Source organism: Rubellimicrobium aerolatum (genome assembly GCF_017872975.1).
Classification (GTDB): domain Bacteria; phylum Pseudomonadota; class Alphaproteobacteria; order Rhodobacterales; family Rhodobacteraceae; genus Rubellimicrobium; species Rubellimicrobium aerolatum.
The window spans coordinates 148,112-167,954 of record NZ_JAGGJP010000001.1 but is presented as its reverse complement, the minus strand read 5'-3'; the positions used below and the strand labels follow the sequence as shown (position 1 = coordinate 167,954).

Genomic DNA, 19,843 nt, shown 5'->3' with positions numbered 1-19,843 from the left:
CCCCTGGCAGGTCGGCTATGCCGCGCCGCGCATTCGCTCCCGCAGCGCCTCCGCCACCACCTCCACGAACGCGGCCTCGCCGTTGACGCGGGCCATGTCCTCGGCCCGGACGCGAACGCCCCAATTCCGGGCCATCGCCGCATAGAGCGGCTGCCGGTGCGCCAGCGCCTTGGCGTAGGTGAAGCGGATGAAGTCGTCGGGGTCCACCTCGTCCTCGGCCACCCCTCGCTGCGCCAGGTAGTCGCCCCACATCCGCAGCAGGAAGTCCGGCCGGTAGGCCATGGGCTTGGGCGCCTTGTCGAAGCGGCGCACCAGCTCGGCCGTGTGGGCCTCGGTCCCCTCGATCCAGATCATCAGGCAGCGCGCGGCCAGCGCCGTCAGCACCGGGTCGCGGGGATCGTCGGGGTTCACCCATTCGCAGATCGACCCGCCTGTGTCGCAGACGAAATTCGGGTAGCCATACAGCGCCCGCGCCCGCTCGATGAAGCGCCCGGTGTCCAGGAGCGCCGCGACCTCGGCCTCGCGGAACTCGTCCTGCCGGCGCTGGTATTCCGCGAAGGGCAGGCCGCCCTTGGCCGGGTCGCCCGGCTTGCCCAGGTAGGTCGAGACCGGGTCGAGGTTATCGAAGGTGATGTTCGAACCGATGTAGATCGAATCGCTGAGCAGCAGCTCGCGCAGGAAGGGGACCTTCATCGCCTCGCGCTTGGCGTTGTCGGCGATGAGCTCGCCCATGTGGCGGGTGCCGATGCGGTAGTCGATGGAATAGTGGAACCACCCGCCCGCCTCGCGCAGAGCCTTGGCGACATGGGTCTTGCCCAGCCCCGACATCCCGAACAGGACCACATGCCGCTCCGGCGCGTTCAGCCAGTCTTCCGCCGTCTTGAAGATCATCGCGCGGGGGTCCCCTTCAGCCGCTCGCGCCGCCCAATCACCGCAAAGCGGCGGGCGGCGCAAGCCCGGACCCCGCGCCTCAGAAGCGGACGCCCACCCGCAGGCCCAGCGACAGCGCGTCGTTGTCCTCGAACTCCGCACCGATGCCGCGCGTCGTGGTGTCGCCCAGCCGGGTGTAGCGGATGCCGCCCCCGACCTCGATCCTCTCGGTCACGGCATAGCTCGCCGCCAGTTGCAGCCCGAGCTGCCCCGTCGTCGGCGCGAGGTTCGACACGCCGCTTCCCGCGACCGCCGGGTCGAAGTCGCTCCCCGTCTCGGGCTCGTAGATCACCGAGGCCGAGCCCGACAGCCGGTCCGAGATCCGCCGTCCGATTCCCAGCGTGTAGGTCACGATGTCCTCTTCGTAGCTGACCACCGGGTTCGACGGGTAGGGACCGGGCACCACGACCTCGGTCTCGGACCAGTCGGCCCAGCGGATCGAGCCGAACAGCAGCGTGTTCGCCGCGATGCCGGTCTGCACGTCGAGGTTCACCGACTGCGGCAGGGTGTAGTCCGTCGAGAGTCCCTCGGCCTCGGCGGGACCCGGCAGGTTGACGACGCGATAGGCGGTCTCGTTGGAGAAGGAGGTCTCGCTCGAATAGGTGAGCGCCACGCGCAACCCGATCTGCGGCCGCTCGTAGGCCGCGCCCACGACATACCCCGTGTCCGAATCGCTCTCGAAGTCGCCGTCGTAGGAGCCGATGATCCCGCCCGAGCCAGGGATCGTCACGCTGGCGGACAGATCGGGGGACACCGTGACCCGCCGCAGCCCGGCATGGACGCTGAAGGCGTCGTTGATCCGGTAGCGCCCGATCGCGGTGATCCCCGAGGTGTCGATCTTGGCCGAGGACCCCGCGATCGGATAACCCGGATCGGTCTCGTCGTAATCCACGTCCGCGCCGAACGGCGCCTCGAGGATCAGCGCCGCCGACAAGCGCGGGCCGAGGTCGGTCTTGAAGGACAGCGCCGCCTGCGCATAGCCCGGCGCAACGTCGCCCGAGCTCAGGCCCACCACTGCTCCCTGCACGTCCGGGTCGGTCCAGCCGAAGCTCAGCTCGGCATAGGTGCCCTCGGCGAACAGGATGCTCACGGGTTGGCCCGTGCGGTCGAGCGCTCCGGCTCCGGCCAGGGTCGGGACGGCCAGCAGGGCCAAGGTGCCCCATGCAATGCTCTTCATGATTCCTCCCGCGATTTTCAATCGTTCTTTGGAGGAAGCATCACGGCCCGGACGGCCTTGCGTCAACGCGCGACCTCGTCCGTGACGGCGCGTCACGAGGAGGGGCGGAGCGTCAGGAGGTTCCCCGCCAGGATCAGCCCGGCCCCCAGGAACAGGAGCGGGTCCAGCGCCTCGCCATAGGCCGCCCAGCCCACGACCGCGATCACCGGCAGACGCAGGAAGTCGAGCGGCATCACCACCGAGGCCGGGGCGGCGCTCAGCGCGCTTGTCAGGCACCAATGCGCGGCAAGGCCCGCAATCCCGATCACCCCGAACCAGGGCAGCAGGTCCGGGCCGGGCACCGGCACCACCCCGTCGCGCGCGGTGACGAGGAGCGAAAGGCCGAGCTGGATCAGGCAAAGCCAGAACAGGATCGCGGTCACGGGCTCGGTCCGCGTCAGCCGCTTGGTGACGATGGAGGTGAGCGCGAAGCAGACGGCGCAGAGCGCGGCGGCGAGGAGGCCGGGGCTGATCGCGACGACGCCCGGCCGCGCCACAAGCAGCACGCCGAGGAAGCCGACGGCCCCGGCCAGGAGCCCCCGCCGCGTCAGCCTCTCGCCCAGCAGCAGCGGCGCGAGCAGCAGCACCCAGAGCGGCGAGGTGAACTCCAGCGCGAAGACCTGCGCGAGGGGGAGCACCGCCAGGGCATGGAACCAGAGGTTCTGGCCCGCGAAGTGGATGAGGTTCCGCGCGCCATGGACCGCCAGCCGGCGCGGCCGCGCGTCGGCCAGCCGCCCCCGCGCGACCATCAGCGCCGTGACGACCAAAAGGCCGAATCCGCTGCGCCAGAGCATGATCTCGAAGGTGTCGAACTCGGGGCTGACCTCGCGCCCCGCCACGGCAAGGAGCGAGAAGGCGGCGATGGCCCCCGCCATCCAGGCGGCGGCGACGGCCGTCCCGCCGTGTCGGCCCGTCATCTCGTCACCTTGTCACCCTGTCACCAGCACCTTGACCTCGGAGGGGCCGGGCCGCGCGGCCAGCAGGCCCGGCAGCTCCTCCCGCCCGACCTCGCGGGTGATGAGGGGGTCGGCCTCGATCGCGCCGCTGGCCAAAAGCTGCACCGCGCGCCCTTGCGTGAAGGGGTTCACGAAGGCCATCCGCAAATCCACCTCGCGCACGAGGAGGTCGAAGGGCTCGATGGCCACGGTCTCGCCCCGCGCCAGCACGCCGACGATGACCACCCGCCCGCCGCGCGCCGCAAGGCGGGGCGATTCGGCCACCGTCTCGGCCACGCCCGCGCATTCGAGCACGAGGTCGGCCCCGCGCGGCCAGACGCCCCGCGCCTCCTCGGCCAAGGCGACGGTCCGCGCGCCCAGGCCCTCCGCGATCCGTCGCCGGTCGGGGGAGCGCGTCACCAGCAGGACCTCGGCCCCGGCGAGGCGGCAGAGCTGGAGGCAGAGGAGCCCGATGACCCCGCCGCCCAGGATGATCGCCCGCTCGCCCGGTCGGGGCGCGGCGATGTCGAGCGCATGGAGGCAGCAGGCCAGCGGCTCCGACAGCGCCGCCTCACGCAGGCCAAGGCCGGCAGGCAGCGGCACCGCCCGATGCGCCGGAAAGGCGCAAAGCTCCGCGAAGCCGCCGTCCCGGTTCACGCCCACCGCGACCAGCCGCTCGCACAGGTTGATCCGGCCCCGCAGGCAGGAGGGGCAGGCCCCGCAGGCGATGTTGGGATCGCAGGCCACGCGGTCGCCGACCTGGAGACCCGTCACGCCCTCGCCCAGCGCCTCCACGACGCCCGAGAACTCGTGCCCCAGCACCACCGGAGGCGTGCCCAGGAACTCGCCCCTGAGCAGGTGGCGGTCGGTCCCGCAGATCCCGGCGGCAGCGACCCGGACCAGCACCTCGCCGGGGGCGGGCACCGGCTCGGGCACCTCCATGACCTCGAACTGCCCGACCTCGATCAGACGGCCTGCCTGCATGGCGCTCCCCCCTTTACGCGACGCGCCCCAACGAAGCACGGACCGAGGGCAGGGGCCAGAGGGAGCCGCTATTCGAGCTCGATGGTTCCCGGCGGCTTCGACGTGCAGTCGTAGAACACCCGGTTCACGCCCCGGACCTCGTTGATGATCCGCGTCGCCGTCTCGCCCAGGAACTCGTGGGTGAACGGGTAGTAGTCGGCGGTCATCCCGTCCACCGAGGTCACCGCCCGCAGCGCCAGCGCGTAGTCGTAGGTCCGCCCGTCGCCCATCACGCCCACGGTTCGCATCGGCAGGATCGCGGCGAAGGCCTGCCAGATCTCGTCATACAGGCCATGCCGGCGGATCTGGTCGATGAACACCGCGTCCGCCTCGCGCAGGATCGCCAGCTTCTCGCGCGTGACCACGCCGGGGCAGCGGATCGCGAGGCCGGGGCCGGGGAACGGATGCCGTCCGATGAACGATTCGGGCAGCCCCAGCTCGCGCCCGAGCTGCCGCACCTCGTCCTTGAACAGCTCGCGCAGCGGCTCGACCAGCTTCAGCCCCATCTTCGCAGGCAAGCCGCCGACGTTGTGGTGGCTCTTGATCGTGACCGACGGCCCGCCCGAGAAGCTGACCGACTCGATCACGTCGGGATACAGCGTCCCCTGCGCCAGGAACTCGGCCCCGCCGACCGCGTTCGCGTGCTCCTGGAACACGTCGATGAACAGCCGCCCGATGGTCTTGCGCTTCTGCTCGGGGTCGTCGAGCCCCTCCAGCGCCGTCAGGAACCGCTCGGACTCGTCCGCGTGGACGAGAGGGATGTTGTAGTGGTCGCGGAACATCGACACGACCTGTTCGGCCTCGCCCTTCCGCAGCAAGCCATGATCCACGAAGACGCAGGTGAGCTGGTCCCCGATCGCCTCGTGGATCAGCACGGCCGCCACCGACGAATCGACCCCGCCCGACAGCCCGCAGATCACCTTCGCGTCGCCCACCTGCTCCCGGATCTTGCGGATCGCCTCGTCGCGGTAGCCGGCCATGGTCCAGTCGCCCCGGAATCCCGCCAGCCGCAGGAAGTTGGCATACAGCGTCCGGCCGTTCGGCGTGTGGTGCACCTCCGGGTGGAACTGCACGGCGTAGAAGTGCCGCTCCGGGTCCGCCGTGATGGCGAAGGGGGCGTTGGGCGATGTGCCATAGACTTGGAAGCCCGGCGCAAGGCGGCTCACGTGGTCGCCGTGGCTCATCCAGACCTCCTCGCGCCCCTCCAGGAACCAGCCCTTGAGGAGGTCGAGCGTGTCGTCGCCAGGGGTCACATAGGCCCGCCCGAACTCGGCGGTGCCGTGGCCCGACTCCACCTTGCCCCCCAGCATATGCATCATCGCCTGCTGGCCGTAGCAGATGCCCAGCACCGGCACGCCCAGCTCGAACACCTCGCGCGGCGGCAGCGGCGCCCCCTCGGCAAAGACCGACGCCGGTCCGCCCGACAGGATCACCGCCTGCGGGGCGAAATCGCGGATGAACTCCGGCGTCACCGCGTTGAACGGGTGGATCTCGCAATAGACCGACAGCTCGCGCAACCGTCGGGCGATCAGTTGCGTGACCTGGCTCCCGAAGTCGATGATGAGCAGGCGCTGGTGCGCGGCGGCGGCGATCTGGGCGGTGTCAAGGGTCATGCGGCGGGCCATAGGACGGCAGGCGCAGCGGCGCAAGCGCTCCGGATGTCGCTTTTGGGCGCGAAGGGGCGCATCCTCCTTCCGGCCGTCGGGGTTGCCCCGGTATGAGGCGGGAAAGCACGAGGGAGATGCACCATGGCTGACGTGGCCGAAGCTGGAACGGGACGCCGGGCGCGGGGCGGGGGCGGCGCCGCCCGCCGGGCCGAGCGCACGGCCGTCAGCGTCGAGACCGCCCGCTTCATCGAGCGCAACATCCCCAACTTCGAGGTCCTCAACGAGGAGGCCCTCCAGATCATCGAGGCCAATGCCGAGACGGTGCTGGAGGAGATCGGCGTCAACTTCGTCGAGAACCCCGGCGCGCTGGTCCGCTGGCGCGACGCCGGCGCGGACGTGCGGGGCGAGCGGGTGCACATCCCGCGCGGCCTCGCCCGCAAGCTCTGCTCCACCGCGCCCGGCCGCTTCACTCAGGCCGCCCGCAACCCCGAGCGCAACGTGGAGATCGGCGGCAACGCCTTGGTCTTCGCCCCCGTCTACGGCCCGCCCTTCGTGCGCGACGCCGAAGGGGGCCGCCGCTACGCCACTATCGAGGACTTCCGCAACTTCGTGAAGCTCGGCTACATGAGCAAGTGGCTGCACCACTCGGGCGGGACGGTCTGCGAGCCGACCGACATCGCGGTGAACAAGCGCCACCTCGATATGCTCCATGCCCACATGACGCTGTCGGACAAGCCCTTCATGGGGTCCGTGACCGCGCCGGACCGGGCGCAGGACAGCGTGGACATGGCGTCGCTGCTGTTCGGCGCGGACTTCGTCCAAGCGAACACCGTGATGACCTCGCTCATCAACATCAACTCGCCGCTGACCTTCGACGGCATCATGATGGGCGCGCTCGAGGTCTATGCGGCGAACAACCAGGCCAGCATCGTCTCCCCGTTCATCGTCGGCGGCGCGATGGCGCCGGTCAGCGTCGCGGGCACCCTCACGCAGGTCCTGGCCGAGATCTTGGCGGGCGTCTCCTACAGCCAGCTCGTCCGCGCGGGCTCGCCGGTCATCGCCGGGGCCTTCGTGACCTCCATCGACATGAACTCGGGCGCGCCGACCTTCGGGACGCCCGAGGCCAGCCACATCACCTACGGCACCGGCCAGCTCGTGCGCCGGCTGGGCCTGCCCTACCGGTCGGCGGGGGGCTTCTGCGGATCGAAGCTGCCCGACGCGCAGGCGGCCTACGAATCGGCCAACAGCCTCAACATGGGGCTGCTGTCGGGCGTCAACTTCATGCTCCACGCCTGCGGCTGGCTCGAAGGGGGGCTCGTGTCGTCCTACGAGAAGTTCGTGATGGACGCGGACCAGCTCGGCGCGCTGCACCACTTCGCGCGCGGCGTGGCGATGGACGCGAACGGGCAGGCGATGGACGCCCTCCGCGAGGTCGGGCCGGGCGGGCACTTCCTCGGCTGCGCCCACACGCAGGCCAACTTCAAGGACGCCTTCTGGCGCTCGGACCTCCTCGACTACAAGCCCTTCGAGACCTGGGACGAGGAAGGGGGCCGCGACACGCAGGCGCTGGCCTCGGCGCGCGTCAAGCGGATGCTGGAGACCTACCGCCAGCCCGACCTTGACCCCGCGATCCGCGAGTCGCTCGACGACTACGTGGCGCGCAAGAAGGCCGCCGTGCCCGACGCCTTCCTCTGACGGCGGGAGGACGGGCCGCGCGACGCCGCGCGGCCCGTCCGTCCCCCGGGTGCTGCGCGCCGGGGCCGTCACGGCGCCACCGGCCGCGAGGCCGCGCGCAGCGCCCGCGCCTCGCCCAGCAGCGCGCTCAGGACGGCGACGTGCCGTCCGTGCCGGTAGCCGGCCGCGCGGTGGACCCGCCGCCATTCCAGCACCGCTTCGAGCTCCAGCAGGCGCAGGATCGCGTCCCCGTGCCGGGGCGCCCGCGCCAGCCGCAGCAGGCGGGGCAGGTGCTTTACCCTGTCGTAACCATTGACCCCGAAGCGGGCGGCCCGGACCAGGAGCCCCGGCCGGTGCAGCGTCGCGATCATCCCCAAAACATCGAGCATATCCGGTCCCTTCCCTGTTGGCGCGCGTTCGATGCCGACACTTTCTCACGAGTTTGGGGGGTGTTGCGCGAATCGGGGGCTGAGCGTTCGTTGCTGTCAGGGATGTTTAGGGACTGGCAACCATCCTTGGGGACGGCCGCCGTGCTTTCCCGCGACGGCCACAGGATTGGCCCGAGGGCGACGGACGGCGGCAAGGCCGCGTCGCGAGGAAGGAGAGACGGATGGCGATGTTCGAGCAAGTGGCTCAGAAGGGTGCGGAATTCGTGGGCGGCCCCGATCGGGGAGAGGCGTTCCCGGACTGGGTGCCTTCGGCGGCGCGCGACTACCTGGCCCACACGGAGGGCGGGCGGGCCATCCGCGCCCTGGCGCGCGATTCGCGGGTGCATCCGTCCACGATCCTGCGCCGCGTGCGGCGGATGGAGTCGCTGCGCGACGATCCGCTGGTGGATTCGGTGCTGCGGCGGCTGTCGGACGGGGCACCCCTTCCCGTCGCGCCCGACGCGGTGTCCTTCGGCCCGGCGCCCGTCCCGGGCCGGAGGGCGGCCCCGGCCTCGACGCCGGGAACGGACCCGGCCGCGACTCCCGAGCCGGTCCCGGCCGGGACGGCCCTGGCCGCGCCGGCGCCGGCCGCGCTGTCCAAGGTCGGCGAGAGGCTCCTGGCGCGCGAGGCGATGCCGGTGCTGCGCCGACTCGCCGAGGCGGGCTCGGTCCTGGCCGTGGCGCGCGACATGGACAAGGGCATCATCGTCCGCGAGGTGCCGGGCGTCGAGCCGACGCGGCTCGCGGTGGTGAGCCGCCGGCTGGCCGAGGCCATGGCGCTGCGCGACTGGATCGCCTGCCCGGACCCCGGCTCGCGGGTCCGCCGCTACCGCATCACCACGCCGGGCCGGGCGATGCTGCGCCGCCTCCTCGACGGGCGGCGGCAGGGCGGGCTGGCCGAGGGGCCGGCGGCCTTCCTGGGCGCCGTCGCGTCCGAGGAGGTCGTGGAGGACGCCCGGCTCCGGCACATGAGGTCCGCCTTGGCCGAGAGCCCGCTCTGCGCGCTGGCGCGGCGGCGGGACGAGGACGGGCGGCCCTTCCTGCCGCGCGGCCTGGTGGCCGCCGGGGAGCGGCTGCGCGAGGACTTCGAGATCGCGCAGGAGCTGCGGCCGAGCCTGGAGGACTGGGACGCCCTGCTGGAGCGGCTGCCGGACCTCCAGGCCCTGCCCCCGGCCACGCAGGCCCCCGGCCCCGAGGCGGCGCGGGCGCGCATCGAAAGGGCGCTGGCCGACCTCGGCCCCGGCCTCGCGGACGTGGCGCTGCGGGCCTGCTGCCTGCTGGAAGGGCTGGAGCAGGTCGAGAAGCGGCTGGGCTGGTCGGCGCGGTCGGGCAAGGTGGTGCTGCGGATCGCGCTGGAGCGGCTGGGCCAGCACTACCGGCTCGACGTGCCCACGATCGGCTGAGGAGGGGCGATGATGTCAGGCCAGGCCCACCACCCGCCCCATGAGGTAGACCGCCAGCGCGCCCAGCCAGACCGAGGCCGCGCGCCGCCACGGCGCGGGCAGGCCGGGCTCCTGCCGTCCGCCCCGGCGCAGCGCCGCGCCGAGCCCGGCCCAGAGCAGCGCGACCGCCACGACCTCGGCGGCGAAGATCGCGACGTTGGCCCCGAGCCGGGCCCCATCGGGCCCCCCGTCGAGCCCTCCATCGGGCCCGGGCAGCAGCACGAGACCGAAGATCAGCGCCTTGGGGTTGAGGAGGGTGGTCACCGCCACCCGCCGGGCCGTCACGGTGACGACGCCCGCGCGGGCCGGCGGCACCCGCCACATGGCGACCGCGAGCCAGCCGACCCAGAGCGCCGCCAGCGCCGTGACCGCCACCTTGGCCTGCGGCGCCCGCGCGAGGAGCGCGGCGCCCAGGAGCGCGAGCGGCAGCGTCGTGGCGAGATAGGCGCAAAGCTCGGCCGGAACGAGGCGGATGGCGCGGCGCCAGCCCCTCTCGGCCCCGGCGATGGCCATGAGCGTGTTGGTCGGCCCCGGCGTGACCAGGAGCGCGCAGATGGCGAGGGCGGTCTCGATCGGGGTCATGGCGGGAGCGACATGGGCGGGAACGGCCCCTGCGTCAATGCCCGGGGCGGTCGCGCGGCGCGGGGTCGCATGGCCGGGCCGGCGGCGCTGGCGTCCGGGCGCGCGGACGCCTATCTAGGGCGGGAGACGCCAGCACGGAGAGGGCCATCATGCGCGACCTGACGATCCCCGGGGAGCGGCATCCCGAGAAGGCGCACCGGCCCGACCAGGAGCAGCCGAGGAAGCCCGCCTGGATCCGGGTGAAGGCGCCGACCTCGGAGGGCTATCGCGAGACGGCCAGGATCATGCGCGAGCATCGGCTGACCACGGTCTGCGAGGAGGCGGGCTGCCCCAACGTCGGCGAGTGCTGGGGCCAGGGCCACGCCACCATGATGATCATGGGCGAGATCTGCACGCGCGGCTGCACCTTCTGCAACGTCGCGACGGGGCGGCCGTCGGCGCTCGACGCCTTCGAGCCGGGGCGGGTGGCGGACGCGGTGGCGAAGCTGGGGCTGTCGCACGTGGTCGTGACCAGCGTGGACCGCGACGACCTGTCGGACGGGGGGGCGGAGCATTTCGCCATGACGATCCGGGCGATCCGGCGGCGGTCGCCCGCGACGACCATCGAGGTGCTGGTGCCCGACTTCCTGAAATGCGGGCCGGAGGCGCTGGAGGTGGTGCTCGCGGCGCGGCCGGACGTGTTCAACCACAATCTCGAGACGGTGCCGGGGCTGTATCCCGAGGTGCGGCCGGGGGCGCGCTACTTCCATTCGCTGCGGCTGCTGCAACGGACCAAGGAGATCTGGCCGGGGGCCTTCACCAAGTCGGGGATCATGGTGGGCCTGGGCGAGGACCGGCAGGGCGTGTTGCAGGTCATGGACGACATGCGGGCCGCGGACGTGGATTTCCTGACGATCGGTCAGTATCTCCAGCCGAGCCCCAAGCATCACCGGGTGGATCGCTTCGTGACGCCCGAGGAGTTCGCCGACTACGAGCAGGCGGCGCGAGGCAAGGGGTTCCTGATGGTCTCGGCCTCGCCGCTGACGCGGTCGAGCTATCATGCGGGAGACGACTTCGCGAAGCTGCGGGCGGCGCGGGAGGCGAAGCTGGCGTGAAGGGTGGGCCCGAGCCCGCCCTGTCGCGCCGGTGGCGGGTTGAGGCCCGCCCTACGAGGTGGAGCTATTCCTCGGCGGTCGAGTCGCCGGTGCCGGGCTCGGGCGCGGCGGATTCGATGGGCGGGACGGCCTTGAGATAGGCGGCGATGGCCTGCCGGTCCTCGTCCGTGAGCTGGGCGGTGTTGGCCACGACCTCGGACATCTCGCCGCCGACCACGTCGAAGTCGGGGGTGAAGCCGGACTGGAGCATGGCGACGATGTCGGCCTCGCTCCATTGCAGGCCGGCGGGGGTGATGTTGGGGTTGTGGCCGGTGCCCGAGGGATCGGGCGCGCCGGACAGCCAGGCGGAGGTGCGCAGGCCGCCCAGGATGTTGCGCGGGGTGTGGCATTCGCCGCAATGGCCCAGCGCCTCCACGAGGTAGCGGCCACGCTCCTGCTCGGGCGTGAGGTCACCTGCGATCACCCAGTCGGTCTGCATGAACAGGAGCTTCCAGCCGCCGAGCGAGCGGCGGATGTTGAAGGGGAAGGGGACCTCGTGCGGCAGGCTCTCGGCGTCGGAGGGGGGGAGCGTCCGCAGGTGGGCCACGAGGTCGGCCACGTCCTGCGGATCGGCCTTGTTGTAGGCGTTCCAGGGAAAGGCGGGGTAGTAGTGCCGCCCCTCGGGCGAGACGCCGCGCAGGACGGCGTTCATCACCTGCGCGTCGGTCCAGTCGCCGACGCCCTGCGGCGACGGCGAGATGTTGGGCGCGACGAAGGTGCCGAACTGGGTGACGAAGCGCTGGCCGCCGGCGAGCACGGGCGCGTCGGTCGTCGGGCTGTCGGGGGCGACGTGGCAGGAGGCGCAGCCGGCGGCGGCGAAGATCGTCCGGCCGCGCGCGGCGTCGCCCTGCAACGCGGCGAGCTCCTCCTCGGGGAGAGGGTCGGGCGCCGTCAGCCACCAGGCCACGCCAGCGCCCACGAGGGCCAAGGCACCCAGGGCCGTCAGCGCCCGTCGCATCATTCGTCCGATTCGCGGTAGTCCTCGTGGCAGCCGCCACAGGACTGGCCCACGGCCCCCATCGCGCCCTGAAGCGTGGCGAGGTCGGTGCCGGCGGCGGCCTGGAGGGCGGTCACGGCCTGGAGAAGGGTCTCCTGCTTGGCGTCGAAGTCGGCCATGTTCTCCCAGATGGCCGGGAGGGCGCGCGATTCCTCCATGTCGGCGTTCGATGTGCCCTCGGGCCAGTAGTAGGACTGATTGATCGAGGCGAGGTGCAGGAGGTTGTCGGCCGCGACCTGGGCGGCGGCGGCGTCATACTCGCGATCGCCGCGCGCCATGCCGCCGACGACGCCCAGGTTGGCGGCGTAGTTGAGCATGTGGCCCTGACGGATCTCCAGGGCGGTCTGCTCGGGGCTCTGGTCCTGGGCGAGGGCGGAGGTGGCGGTCAGCGCGGTGGCGGCGAGGCAGGCGATCTTGGTGAGACGGCGCATCGGACGGGCTTCCTTGGCTGGAGGTGGCTGTGTGGGCAGACTAAGGGCGGACGCGCCGTTGTCCCAATCCGAAAAACGCACACTGCGCTGCGCGTCGGACCAAGGTCCGATCGGCTCGGTGCATGGCGCGGCGGGGATCGGGTCGGCCGGAGCCGGCGGCTCCGGCCGCGTCCGGGTCGGCACGGTCAGCGCGCCTTGCGGCCCCGGACCATGTTGATGATCCAGAGCAGGACGACGGCGCCGATGACGGCGACGAAGATGCTCCAGATCCAGCCGCCGCTGGTCGCGTCGCCCGCGTCGAAGAAGGCGCCGAAGATCCAGCCGCCGACGAGCGCGCCGACGACGCCGATGACGAGGTTCATCAGCAGGCCGTCGTTCCGGCCCATGATCTTCTCCGCGATCCAGCCAGCGATGATGCCGACAATGATCCAGGCGATGATCGACATTGTGCAGTCCTCCGTTGTGGCCGCCCGTGGCGCGACCTGCCGGGCTCCCAACGCGGAACGGGGCGTTTTGATCCAAGCGAAGCGCGCCGGGATCAGTCCTCGCTGAAGCGGACTTTGCCGATGTAGGGGAGGTTTCGGTTGCGCTGGGCGAAGTCGATGCCGTAGCCCACCACGAACTCGTCGGGGATGGAGAAGCCGATCCAGTCGGCCTTGAAGTCCACCTCGCGCCGGGACGGCTTGTCGAGGAGCGCGATGGTCTTGAGCCGGTGCGGCTTGCGGGTGAGCAGGTAGCGCGTGACGTGGTTCAACGTGTGGCCGGTGTCCACGATGTCCTCGACCAGCAGCACGTCACGGCCCTCGATGGCGGCGCGGAGGTCCTTGAGGATGCGGACCTCGCGCGAGGACTCGGTGGCGTCGCCGTAGGAGGAGGCCTCCAGGAAATCGACCTCCACCGGCAGGTCGATCTCGCGCACGAGGTCGGCGATGAACACGAACGAGCCGCGCAGCAGGCCCACGACCACCAGCTTGTCGGTGCCCGCGAACTCGGCCGCGATCTCGCGGGCGAGGTCCTCGATCCGCGCGGCGATGGCCTTGGCGGAAATGAGCTGGTCGATGGCGTAAGGGCGCTGGGGCATGGCTCTCTCGGGGGTCTGGCGCGCGTGTCGTCGCGCCGCGCGAATGGGAACTCAAGGGCTATTCGCGGCCCGGCCCCTTGATCCCGGGGCCGTCCTGTCCGACATGACGCCGCGAACAGTCAGGATACGCCGTTGACCCGCCATTCCGAAACCCGCGTGCTGCCCTACACGGCGCAGCAGATGTACGACCTCGTGGCGGACGTGGCCCGCTATCCCGAGTTCCTGCCCTGGACGGCCGGGGCGCGCATCCGGTCGGTCGAGGACCGGGGGGATCATCAGGAGATGCTGGCGGACCTCGTGGTGTCGTTCAAGCTGTTCCGCGAGAGCTTTGGCAGTCGGGTGCGGCTGTTCCCGGAGCCCAAGCGGATCGAGACGGAATACATTGAGGGGCCGTTCAAGCGGATGGAAAGCGTCTGGGGCTTCCGCGACGTGCCGGGCGGCGTCGAGGTGTCGTTCGCGACGGACTTCGAGTTCCGCAACCGCCTGCTCCAGCACGCGGCGGGGGTGTTTTTCCATCAGGCGATGCAGCAGGTCGTCCGCGCCTTCGAGAAGCGGGCGCAGCAGCTTTACGGGGCGCGTTCCACCGCCTGAACGAGGAGCGCGAGGGCGTGTTGGACGGAAGCCGCGCGCACGGCGTCGCGGCCGAGGGGGCCGAACTCGACGGTCTCGGTCCGGGTGCCGTCGCGGGCGGCGAGGCCGAAGCAGACGCGGCCCTCGGGTTTGTGGTCGGAGCTGCCGGGGCCGGCGATGCCGGTGATCGACAGGGCGAGGTCTGCGCGGGAGCGGGCGAGCGCACCCCCGGCCATCTCTGCCGCGACCTCCTCGGAGACGGCGCCGTGGGCGGCGAGAGTGGCGGCTTGGACGCCAAGGAGGTCCTGCTTGGCCTCATTGGAGTAGGTGACGAACCCGCGCTCGAAGACCAGCGAGGCGCCAGCCGGGGCGGTCAGCGCGCCCGCGAGGAGGCCGCCGGTGCAGCTTTCGGCGACGGCGAGGCGGAGGCCCTGGGCGCGGGCGGCCCGGAGGAGCTGGTCGGCGGTCATTGCATCAGGAGTCCGTGGGAGATCGCGGCGAGGACGATCACGCCGAGGGCGGCGAAGAGGCCGGCGATGAGGTCGTCGAGAAGGACGCCGCCCGCGCCGGGCCGTCGGTCGGCCCAGCCGACGAGCGAGGGCTTCCACACGTCGAACAGGCGGAACAGCAGGAAGGCGGCGATCCAGCCGGGCCAGAGACGCTCCACGGGGACGCCGCGCGCCGCCGCGCCGAAGGCGACGGGGAGGAGCGCGATCCACTGGCCGGCCAGTTCGTCGATGACGACCCAGGAGGGGTCGTGGGGACCGGGCTCGCCCAGCTTGGCGAGGAGGTCGCGGATCGACCAGAAGGCGAGGGCGATGACGGCGATAAGGAGCAGGACGAAGGCGGTCGCGCCCAGGTGGCGCAGGATCGGGAAGGCGAGGATCAGGGCGGCGAGCGAGCCCCAGGTGCCGGGGGCGGGGCGCAGGAAGCCCACGCCGAAAAGGGAGGCGACGAGGCGGCTCATGCGCTCACCAGGGTGGCGGTGGCCAGCGCCGCGACGCCCTCGCGCCGGCCGGTGAAGCCGAGGCGCTCGGAGGTGGTGGCCTTGATGCTGACCCGGTCGGGGGTGAGGCCGAGGCTCTGGCCGATGGCCTGCTTCATGGCGGGAACGTGGGGGCCGACCTTGGGCGCCTCGCAGACCACGGTCACGTCCACGTTGCTGACGCGGTAGCCGGCCTCGCGCGCCAGGGCGCCGGCGTGACGGAGGAAGAGGGTGCTGTCGGCGCCCTTCCATTGCGGGTCCGAGGGCGGAAAGTGCTGGCCGATGTCGCCGAGCGCCAGCGCGCCCAGGATCGCGTCGGTCAGCGCGTGGAGCCCCACGTCGCCGTCGGAATGGGCGAGTACGCCCTGCGAGTGGGAGATGCGGACGCCGCAGAGGGTGACGTGGTCGCCCGGCCCGAAGGCGTGGACGTCGTAGCCGTTGCCCATTCTGACGTCCATGCGCTGCTCCAGGATGCGGGCGGCACGTTCGAGGTCGCCCGGATGCGTGACCTTGATGTTGTCTTCCTCGCCCGCGACGATGGCCACCGCAAGCCCGGCGGCGCGGGCCACCTCCACGTCGTCCGCCGCGCCGCCCGGATGGGCGCGGTGCGCGGCGAGGATCGCGTCGAAGCGGAAGCCCTGCGGGGTCTGCGCGCGCCAGAGTCCGTCGCGGGCCTGGGTTCCCTCGACGATGGAGCCGCCGCGCCAGAGGGCGTCGGTCACCGGGAGGGCCGGGGCGGCACCGGGGCTGTCGTCGAGCGCCGCGACGACCCGCGCGATCAGCGCGGGCGTGGCGCAGGGGCGAGCGGCGTCGTGGATCAGGACGAGGTCGGGGGGATCGGCGGCGAGCGCCTCCAGCCCGGCGCGGACGCTGTCGGAGCGGGTCGCGCCGCCGGGCACGAGGAGGAGGCCGGGGCGGAGTTGCGCGGCTTCGGCGGCCTCGGAAGCGGGATGGACGAGGACCAGGGGCGAAAGGCCGGCGCGGGCCAGAGCCTCGACGGCCCGCCCGGCGACGGTCATCCCCCCGAGATCGCGCCACTGCTTGGGCGGGCCGCCCAGGCGCGAGCCTCGGCCTCCGGCCACGACGATCCCTGCCACGCGCTTGCCCGTATCCATGGCAGGTCCCTAGCGCGGTTGGCGGGGCGGCGCAAACCGCCTCGCTTCCGGGCCATTGATGATGAAACTTTGAGCAACCGGAGTTTCGGCTGCCCGGTGGACGGATCGCCGCGTTGTGGTGGTGGGGCGTTCCATGTAGGACCGGCGCAAGCCTTAATTTCGGGCAAATGTCCAAGGAAGCAGCACGCCCATGTCCGACCTCGCCGACCTTGACCTTCCGGGCCTCGGCCTGGCGTCTCCCGTAGCGCTGGCGCCAATGGCGGGGATCACCGATCTGCCGTTCCGCACGCTGGTGGCGCGGTTCGGCGTGGGCTGGGTCGTGTCCGAGATGGTGGCGAGCCAGGAGATGGTGCAAGCCAAGCCGGGCGTGCGCGAGAAGGCGGAGCTCGGGTTCGGGCAGGCCAATACCGCCGTGCAGATCGCGGGGCGCGACCCCTATTGGATGGCCGAGGCGGCGCGGATGGTCGAGGCCAACGGCGCGCGGCTCATCGACATCAACATGGGTTGCCCGGCCAAGAAGGTGACGAACGGCTGGTCGGGCTCGGCGCTGCTGCGCGAGCCGAACCACGCGCTGCGGCTGATCGAGGCGGTGGTCGGCGCGGTCAAGGTGCCGGTGACGCTCAAGACCCGGCTCGGTTGGGACGACGAGTGCCGGAACGCGGTCCATGTCGTCCGGCGGGCCGAGGCGGCGGGCGTGCGGATGGTGACGGTCCATGGCCGGACGCGGTGCCAGTTCTACAAGGGTCGTGCCGATTGGGACGCGATCGGGCGCCTCCGCGCGGCGGTGACGATCCCGGTGATCGCGAACGGCGACATCGTGGACCTGCCGACCGCGCGGGAGGCGCTGCGGCGCTCGGGCGCGCAGGGGGTGATGATCGGTCGTGGGGCGCAGGGGAGGCCCTGGGTGCCCGCGCAGGTGGCGGCTGGCCTGACGGGCGGGGCTGCGCCGGAGGTGCCGATCAGAACGGCGTTTTCCGACATGGCGAGCGAACATTACGAGGCGATGCTCACGTTCTACGGGAGCGCGCTGGGCGCCAAGGTCGCGCGCAAGCACCTGGGCTGGTACATGGACACGGCGGGCACGCCGTGCGACCTGCGGGCGCTGGTGCTGACCGCCCCGGAGCCTTCGGCGGTGCTGCGCCTCCTGCCGCGCGCCTTGATGGACGTGCCCGAAGAGGCGCGGGCGGCATGATCGAGAACGACGCGCTCTGGGCCTCGCTGCCCGTACCTGCCCTGCTGCTCGGGCCGGACGACCGCATCCTCGACACCAACCCGGCGGCCGAGCTGTTCCTGAACCTGTCGGCCAAGGCGCTGCTCGGCGCCCCGGTCTTCGACAAGGTGATGATCGACGCGCCCCTGGAAGAGGCGTTCCGCCGGGCAAGGGACCAGAGGTCGTCGCTGTCGGTCAACGACGTGGACGTGGGCTCGGGCGAAAGGCCGCCGTTGCAGTGCAACCTCCACTTCGCGCCGCTGGTGCGGAGCGAGGGCCGGATGCTGATGCTCATCGGCCCGCGCGAGATGGCGTCGCGGATGACTCAGAACGTCGGCAGCCAGAAGGCCGCGAAGTCGGCCATCGGCATGGCCGAGATGCTGGCGCACGAGATCAAGAACCCGCTCGCCGGGATCACTGGGGCGGCGCAGCTCCTGTCGATGGGGCTGGACGGCGCGGACCTGGAGCTGACCGACCTCATCGTCGAGGAAAGCCGGCGGATCGTGAAGCTGCTTGAGCAGGTGGAGCAGTTCGGCAACCTGCGGCCCCCGGCGGTGCGGGCGGTCAACGTCCACGACATCCTCGACCGGGCGCGGCAGTCGGCCGCCGTGGGCTGGGGCGCGCATATGCGGTTCGTGGAGGACTACGACCCCTCGCTGCCGCGCACCCTGGCCGACCCGGACCAGCTCGTGCAGGTCTTCCTGAACCTCATCAAGAACGCCTCGGAGGCGGGCCAGCCGGGCGGCACGATCCGGCTGCGGACCTTCTACGAGCCTTCGCTTCGGCTGCGGCGCAAGGACGGGACGCAGGCGCGGCTGCCCTTGCAGGTCGAGATCGTGGACGACGGGCCGGGGCTGCCGCCCGACATCGCCGCCGACATCTTCGAGCCCTTCGTCTCGGGCCGCGAGAACGGAACGGGGCTGGGACTTGCGCTCGTCTCCAAGCTCCTGGGCGACATCGGCGGCTGGATCTCGGTCGAGTCGGTGCCGGGCAAGACGGTGTTCCGCGTCTCGCTGCCTCTCGCCCCCAAGGACGCCCCCGAACCCCCTGAAGGAGAACGCTGAATGGACGGCACCGTCCTTGTCGCCGACGACGACCGCACGATCCGCACCGTGCTGACCCAAGCGCTGACCCGCGCGGGCTGCAAGGTCCATGCGACCTCCTCGCTGGTGACGCTGATGCGCTGGGTGGAGGAAGGGAAGGGCGACCTGGTCATCTCGGACGTCATCATGCCGGACGGGAACGGGATCGAGCAGCTGCCCAAGATCGGCGCGGCGCGGCCGGGGCTGCCGGTGATCGTCATCTCGGCGCAGAATACCATCATGACGGCGATCCAGGCCGCCGAGGCCGAGGCCTACGACTACCTGCCCAAGCCCTTCGACCTGCCCGACCTGATGAAGCGGGCGGCGCGGGCGCTGGACGTGAAGCGCCGCGCGGCACCGATGGCGAAGCCCATGGCGGAGGGAGAGTCGCGGGGCGGCGACCTGCCGCTGGTGGGGCGGACCCCGGCGATGCAGGCGCTCTACCGGCTCGTGGCCAAGGTGATGAACACCACGCTTCCCGTTCTGATCACGGGGGAATCCGGCACCGGAAAGTCGCTGATCGCGCGGGCGATCCACGACTTCTCGGACCGGCGGGGGCAGCCCTTCGTGACCGTCTCGGCGGCCGACCTGCAGGGGGTGGAGGGACCGGCGACGGTGGTGGCGCGGGCCAGGGGCGGGTCGATCCTTCTCGACGAGGTGGGCGACCTGCCGGAGGAGGCGCAGGGACGGCTGGTTCGGATGCTCGACGGTCTGGGCGACGGCGCCCCCCGCGTGATGGCGACCTCGCGCGCCGACCTGATGGCGCGGATGGAAGCCGGGCGCTTCCGCGAGGACCTGTTCTATCGGCTGGGCGGCGTCACCATCGTGGTGCCCAGCCTGCGGGAGCGCGTGGATGACATCCCTCTCCTGGCCGAGCACTTCCTGGCGCGGGCCGAGAAGGAGGGCGCCGCGGCGCGGCGGCTGTCGCCGGGGGCGCTGGAACTGGTGCGGAGCTATTCGTGGCCGGGGAACGTGCGGCAGCTGGAGAACGCGATCCGGCGCATGGTAGTCACCGCCACGGAGGAGGAGATCACCAAGGCCGAGGTCGAGTCGGTCCTGGGCAACCAGCCCGCCATGGAGCCGCTGCGCGGCGGTGGCGACGGCGAACGGCTGATGGGCTCGGTCGCCAAGCACCTGCGGCGCTACTTCGACCTGCACGGGGGAGTGCTTCCGCCGGTCGGGCTCTACGATCGCATCCTCAGGGAGGTGGAGGTCCCGCTGATCGAGATCGCGCTGGACGCCACTGCCGGCAACCAGGCCCGCTGCGCGGACCTCCTGGGGATCAACCGGAACACGTTGCGGAAGAAGATCACCGACCTCGATATTCGCGTGACACGTCGTCGGAAGTTGATGTAAAACCGCCACAGAACCGTGGCCCTCGCGCAAGCGGGGGACCGCGGCG

21 protein-coding genes are annotated in these 19,843 nt (G+C 71.6%); 7 read left to right on the top strand and 14 right to left on the bottom strand.

The window, feature by feature from the left end; genetic code table 11:
• Nucleotides 1-15 precede the first annotated feature (15 nt).
• From J2Z33_RS00810 to guaA, 5 genes are all read right to left on the bottom strand, one after another.
• The gene (locus J2Z33_RS00810; protein WP_209836897.1) at nt 16-891 is read right to left on the bottom strand and encodes a P-loop nucleotide/nucleoside kinase family protein; all 876 of its coding nucleotides are present in this window, start codon (nt 889-891) and stop codon (nt 16-18) included.
• Nucleotides 892-970: 79 nt separating this feature from the next.
• Nucleotides 971-2,107, bottom strand: coding sequence for an OmpP1/FadL family transporter (locus tag J2Z33_RS00805; protein WP_209836895.1), 1,137 nt, complete (start codon nt 2,105-2,107; stop codon nt 971-973).
• A 92-nt stretch (nt 2,108-2,199) separates the two neighbouring features.
• Nucleotides 2,200-3,063, bottom strand: a complete 864-nt coding sequence (locus tag J2Z33_RS00800; protein WP_209836893.1) for a DMT family transporter — start codon at nt 3,061-3,063, stop codon at nt 2,200-2,202.
• A gap of 12 nt (nt 3,064-3,075) precedes the next feature.
• Nucleotides 3,076-4,065, bottom strand: coding sequence for a zinc-dependent alcohol dehydrogenase family protein (locus J2Z33_RS00795; RefSeq protein WP_209836891.1), 990 nt, complete (start codon nt 4,063-4,065; stop codon nt 3,076-3,078).
• Nucleotides 4,066-4,133: 68 nt separating this feature from the next.
• Nucleotides 4,134-5,717: a glutamine-hydrolyzing GMP synthase gene (gene guaA, locus J2Z33_RS00790; RefSeq protein WP_209836889.1), complete on the bottom strand. Its 1,584-nt coding sequence runs from the start codon at nt 5,715-5,717 to the stop codon at nt 4,134-4,136.
• A 135-nt stretch (nt 5,718-5,852) separates the two neighbouring features.
• Between guaA and J2Z33_RS00785 the strand changes: the two genes are divergently transcribed.
• A complete protein-coding gene (locus J2Z33_RS00785) occupies nt 5,853-7,406 on the top strand; it encodes a trimethylamine methyltransferase family protein (RefSeq protein WP_209836887.1) in 1,554 nt (517 codons plus the stop codon).
• Nucleotides 7,407-7,474: 68 nt separating this feature from the next.
• Here the strand turns inward: J2Z33_RS00785 and J2Z33_RS00780 are convergent, their stop codons facing one another.
• Nucleotides 7,475-7,774 carry a DUF6477 family protein gene (locus J2Z33_RS00780; protein WP_209836885.1) on the bottom strand — a complete coding sequence of 100 codons (300 nt, stop codon included), beginning with the start codon at nt 7,772-7,774 and terminating at the stop codon, nt 7,475-7,477.
• A gap of 221 nt (nt 7,775-7,995) precedes the next feature.
• Between J2Z33_RS00780 and J2Z33_RS00775 the strand changes: the two genes are divergently transcribed.
• Nucleotides 7,996-9,216 carry a DUF6456 domain-containing protein gene (locus tag J2Z33_RS00775; protein ID WP_245218365.1) on the top strand — a complete coding sequence of 407 codons (1,221 nt, stop codon included), beginning with the start codon at nt 7,996-7,998 and terminating at the stop codon, nt 9,214-9,216.
• Nucleotides 9,217-9,231: 15 nt separating this feature from the next.
• Here the strand turns inward: J2Z33_RS00775 and J2Z33_RS00770 are convergent, their stop codons facing one another.
• Entirely contained in the window at nt 9,232-9,837 is a 606-nt protein-coding gene (locus J2Z33_RS00770; RefSeq protein WP_209836883.1) for a LysE family transporter, read from the bottom strand.
• 149 nt (nt 9,838-9,986) lie between these two features.
• On the opposite strand from J2Z33_RS00770, the gene lipA reads away from it, so the two are divergent.
• Nucleotides 9,987-10,931 carry a lipoyl synthase gene (lipA, locus tag J2Z33_RS00765; protein ID WP_209836881.1) on the top strand — a complete coding sequence of 315 codons (945 nt, stop codon included), beginning with the start codon at nt 9,987-9,989 and terminating at the stop codon, nt 10,929-10,931.
• A 64-nt stretch (nt 10,932-10,995) separates the two neighbouring features.
• Here lipA and J2Z33_RS00760 read toward each other — a convergent pair whose 3' ends face one another.
• The 4 genes from J2Z33_RS00760 to hpt form a co-directional block, all read right to left on the bottom strand.
• Entirely contained in the window at nt 10,996-11,928 is a 933-nt protein-coding gene (locus J2Z33_RS00760) for a cytochrome c (protein ID WP_209837465.1), read from the bottom strand.
• Entirely contained in the window at nt 11,928-12,398 is a 471-nt protein-coding gene (locus J2Z33_RS00755) for a c-type cytochrome (RefSeq protein ID WP_209836879.1), read from the bottom strand. The genes J2Z33_RS00760 and J2Z33_RS00755 overlap by 1 nt, the downstream gene beginning before the upstream one ends.
• A gap of 185 nt (nt 12,399-12,583) precedes the next feature.
• Nucleotides 12,584-12,844: a GlsB/YeaQ/YmgE family stress response membrane protein gene (locus tag J2Z33_RS00750; RefSeq protein WP_209836877.1), complete on the bottom strand. Its 261-nt coding sequence runs from the start codon at nt 12,842-12,844 to the stop codon at nt 12,584-12,586.
• Between the two features lie 92 nt (nt 12,845-12,936).
• The gene (gene hpt, locus J2Z33_RS00745) at nt 12,937-13,479 is read right to left on the bottom strand and encodes a hypoxanthine phosphoribosyltransferase (protein ID WP_209836875.1); all 543 of its coding nucleotides are present in this window, start codon (nt 13,477-13,479) and stop codon (nt 12,937-12,939) included.
• Between the two features lie 132 nt (nt 13,480-13,611).
• Here hpt and J2Z33_RS00740 point away from each other — a divergent pair, with 132 nt between their 5' ends.
• Nucleotides 13,612-14,070, top strand: a complete 459-nt coding sequence (locus tag J2Z33_RS00740; RefSeq protein ID WP_209836873.1) for a type II toxin-antitoxin system RatA family toxin — start codon at nt 13,612-13,614, stop codon at nt 14,068-14,070.
• Here J2Z33_RS00740 and J2Z33_RS00735 read toward each other — a convergent pair.
• Genes J2Z33_RS00735 through J2Z33_RS00725 form a run of 3 tightly spaced genes read right to left on the bottom strand, consistent with a single transcriptional unit; the run spans nt 14,046 to nt 16,149 of the window.
• A complete protein-coding gene (locus tag J2Z33_RS00735; protein ID WP_209836871.1) occupies nt 14,046-14,519 on the bottom strand; it encodes a CinA family protein in 474 nt (157 codons plus the stop codon). The two genes, J2Z33_RS00740 and J2Z33_RS00735, sit on opposite strands and share 25 nt — an antisense overlap.
• A complete protein-coding gene (locus tag J2Z33_RS00730; RefSeq protein WP_209836869.1) occupies nt 14,516-15,016 on the bottom strand; it encodes a phosphatidylglycerophosphatase A family protein in 501 nt (166 codons plus the stop codon). Before J2Z33_RS00730 ends, J2Z33_RS00735 begins: the two co-directional genes overlap by 4 nt.
• On the bottom strand, nt 15,013-16,149 hold the full coding sequence (locus J2Z33_RS00725; RefSeq protein WP_209836867.1) for a bifunctional 2-C-methyl-D-erythritol 4-phosphate cytidylyltransferase/2-C-methyl-D-erythritol 2,4-cyclodiphosphate synthase: 1,137 nt from the start codon (nt 16,147-16,149) through the stop codon (nt 15,013-15,015). Before J2Z33_RS00725 ends, J2Z33_RS00730 begins: the two co-directional genes overlap by 4 nt.
• 190 nt (nt 16,150-16,339) lie before the next feature.
• Between J2Z33_RS00725 and dusB the strand changes: the two genes are divergently transcribed.
• Genes dusB through J2Z33_RS00710 form a run of 3 tightly spaced genes read left to right on the top strand, consistent with a single transcriptional unit; the run spans nt 16,340 to nt 19,797 of the window.
• Complete coding sequence (gene dusB / locus J2Z33_RS00720) at nt 16,340-17,341, top strand: tRNA dihydrouridine synthase DusB (RefSeq protein ID WP_209836865.1); 1,002 nt, start codon at nt 16,340-16,342, stop codon at nt 17,339-17,341.
• Nucleotides 17,338-18,423 (top strand): two-component system sensor histidine kinase NtrB, encoded by a 1,086-nt coding sequence (locus tag J2Z33_RS00715; RefSeq protein ID WP_209836863.1) that lies wholly within the window; start codon nt 17,338-17,340, stop codon nt 18,421-18,423. Before dusB ends, J2Z33_RS00715 begins: the two co-directional genes overlap by 4 nt.
• On the top strand, nt 18,424-19,797 hold the full coding sequence (locus J2Z33_RS00710; protein ID WP_209836861.1) for a sigma 54-interacting transcriptional regulator: 1,374 nt from the start codon (nt 18,424-18,426) through the stop codon (nt 19,795-19,797).
• Nucleotides 19,798-19,843: the final 46 nt, after the last annotated feature.

Bases quoted from the DNA above. Each gene is read 5' to 3' on its own strand.
- J2Z33_RS00810 (WP_209836897.1), bottom strand. From the start codon at position 891: ATGATCTTCAAGACGGCGGAAGACTGGCTGAACGCGCCGGAGCGGCAT.
- J2Z33_RS00805 (WP_209836895.1), bottom strand. From the start codon at position 2,107: ATGAAGAGCATTGCATGGGGCACCTTGGCCCTGCTGGCCGTCCCGACC.
- J2Z33_RS00800 (WP_209836893.1), bottom strand. From the start codon at position 3,063: ATGACGGGCCGACACGGCGGGACGGCCGTCGCCGCCGCCTGGATGGCG.
- J2Z33_RS00795 (WP_209836891.1), bottom strand. From the start codon at position 4,065: ATGCAGGCAGGCCGTCTGATCGAGGTCGGGCAGTTCGAGGTCATGGAG.
- guaA (WP_209836889.1), bottom strand. From the start codon at position 5,717: ATGACCCTTGACACCGCCCAGATCGCCGCCGCCGCGCACCAGCGCCTG.
- J2Z33_RS00785 (WP_209836887.1), top strand. From the start codon at position 5,853: ATGGCTGACGTGGCCGAAGCTGGAACGGGACGCCGGGCGCGGGGCGGG.
- J2Z33_RS00780 (WP_209836885.1), bottom strand. From the start codon at position 7,774: ATGCTCGATGTTTTGGGGATGATCGCGACGCTGCACCGGCCGGGGCTC.
- J2Z33_RS00775 (WP_245218365.1), top strand. From the start codon at position 7,996: ATGGCGATGTTCGAGCAAGTGGCTCAGAAGGGTGCGGAATTCGTGGGC.
- J2Z33_RS00770 (WP_209836883.1), bottom strand. From the start codon at position 9,837: ATGACCCCGATCGAGACCGCCCTCGCCATCTGCGCGCTCCTGGTCACG.
- lipA (WP_209836881.1), top strand. From the start codon at position 9,987: ATGCGCGACCTGACGATCCCCGGGGAGCGGCATCCCGAGAAGGCGCAC.
- J2Z33_RS00760 (WP_209837465.1), bottom strand. From the start codon at position 11,928: ATGCGACGGGCGCTGACGGCCCTGGGTGCCTTGGCCCTCGTGGGCGCT.
- J2Z33_RS00755 (WP_209836879.1), bottom strand. From the start codon at position 12,398: ATGCGCCGTCTCACCAAGATCGCCTGCCTCGCCGCCACCGCGCTGACC.
- J2Z33_RS00750 (WP_209836877.1), bottom strand. From the start codon at position 12,844: ATGTCGATCATCGCCTGGATCATTGTCGGCATCATCGCTGGCTGGATC.
- hpt (WP_209836875.1), bottom strand. From the start codon at position 13,479: ATGCCCCAGCGCCCTTACGCCATCGACCAGCTCATTTCCGCCAAGGCC.
- J2Z33_RS00735 (WP_209836871.1), bottom strand. From the start codon at position 14,519: ATGACCGCCGACCAGCTCCTCCGGGCCGCCCGCGCCCAGGGCCTCCGC.
- J2Z33_RS00730 (WP_209836869.1), bottom strand. From the start codon at position 15,016: ATGAGCCGCCTCGTCGCCTCCCTTTTCGGCGTGGGCTTCCTGCGCCCC.
- J2Z33_RS00725 (WP_209836867.1), bottom strand. From the start codon at position 16,149: ATGGATACGGGCAAGCGCGTGGCAGGGATCGTCGTGGCCGGAGGCCGA.
- dusB (WP_209836865.1), top strand. From the start codon at position 16,340: ATGTCCGACCTCGCCGACCTTGACCTTCCGGGCCTCGGCCTGGCGTCT.
- J2Z33_RS00715 (WP_209836863.1), top strand. From the start codon at position 17,338: ATGATCGAGAACGACGCGCTCTGGGCCTCGCTGCCCGTACCTGCCCTG.
- J2Z33_RS00710 (WP_209836861.1), top strand. From the start codon at position 18,424: ATGGACGGCACCGTCCTTGTCGCCGACGACGACCGCACGATCCGCACC.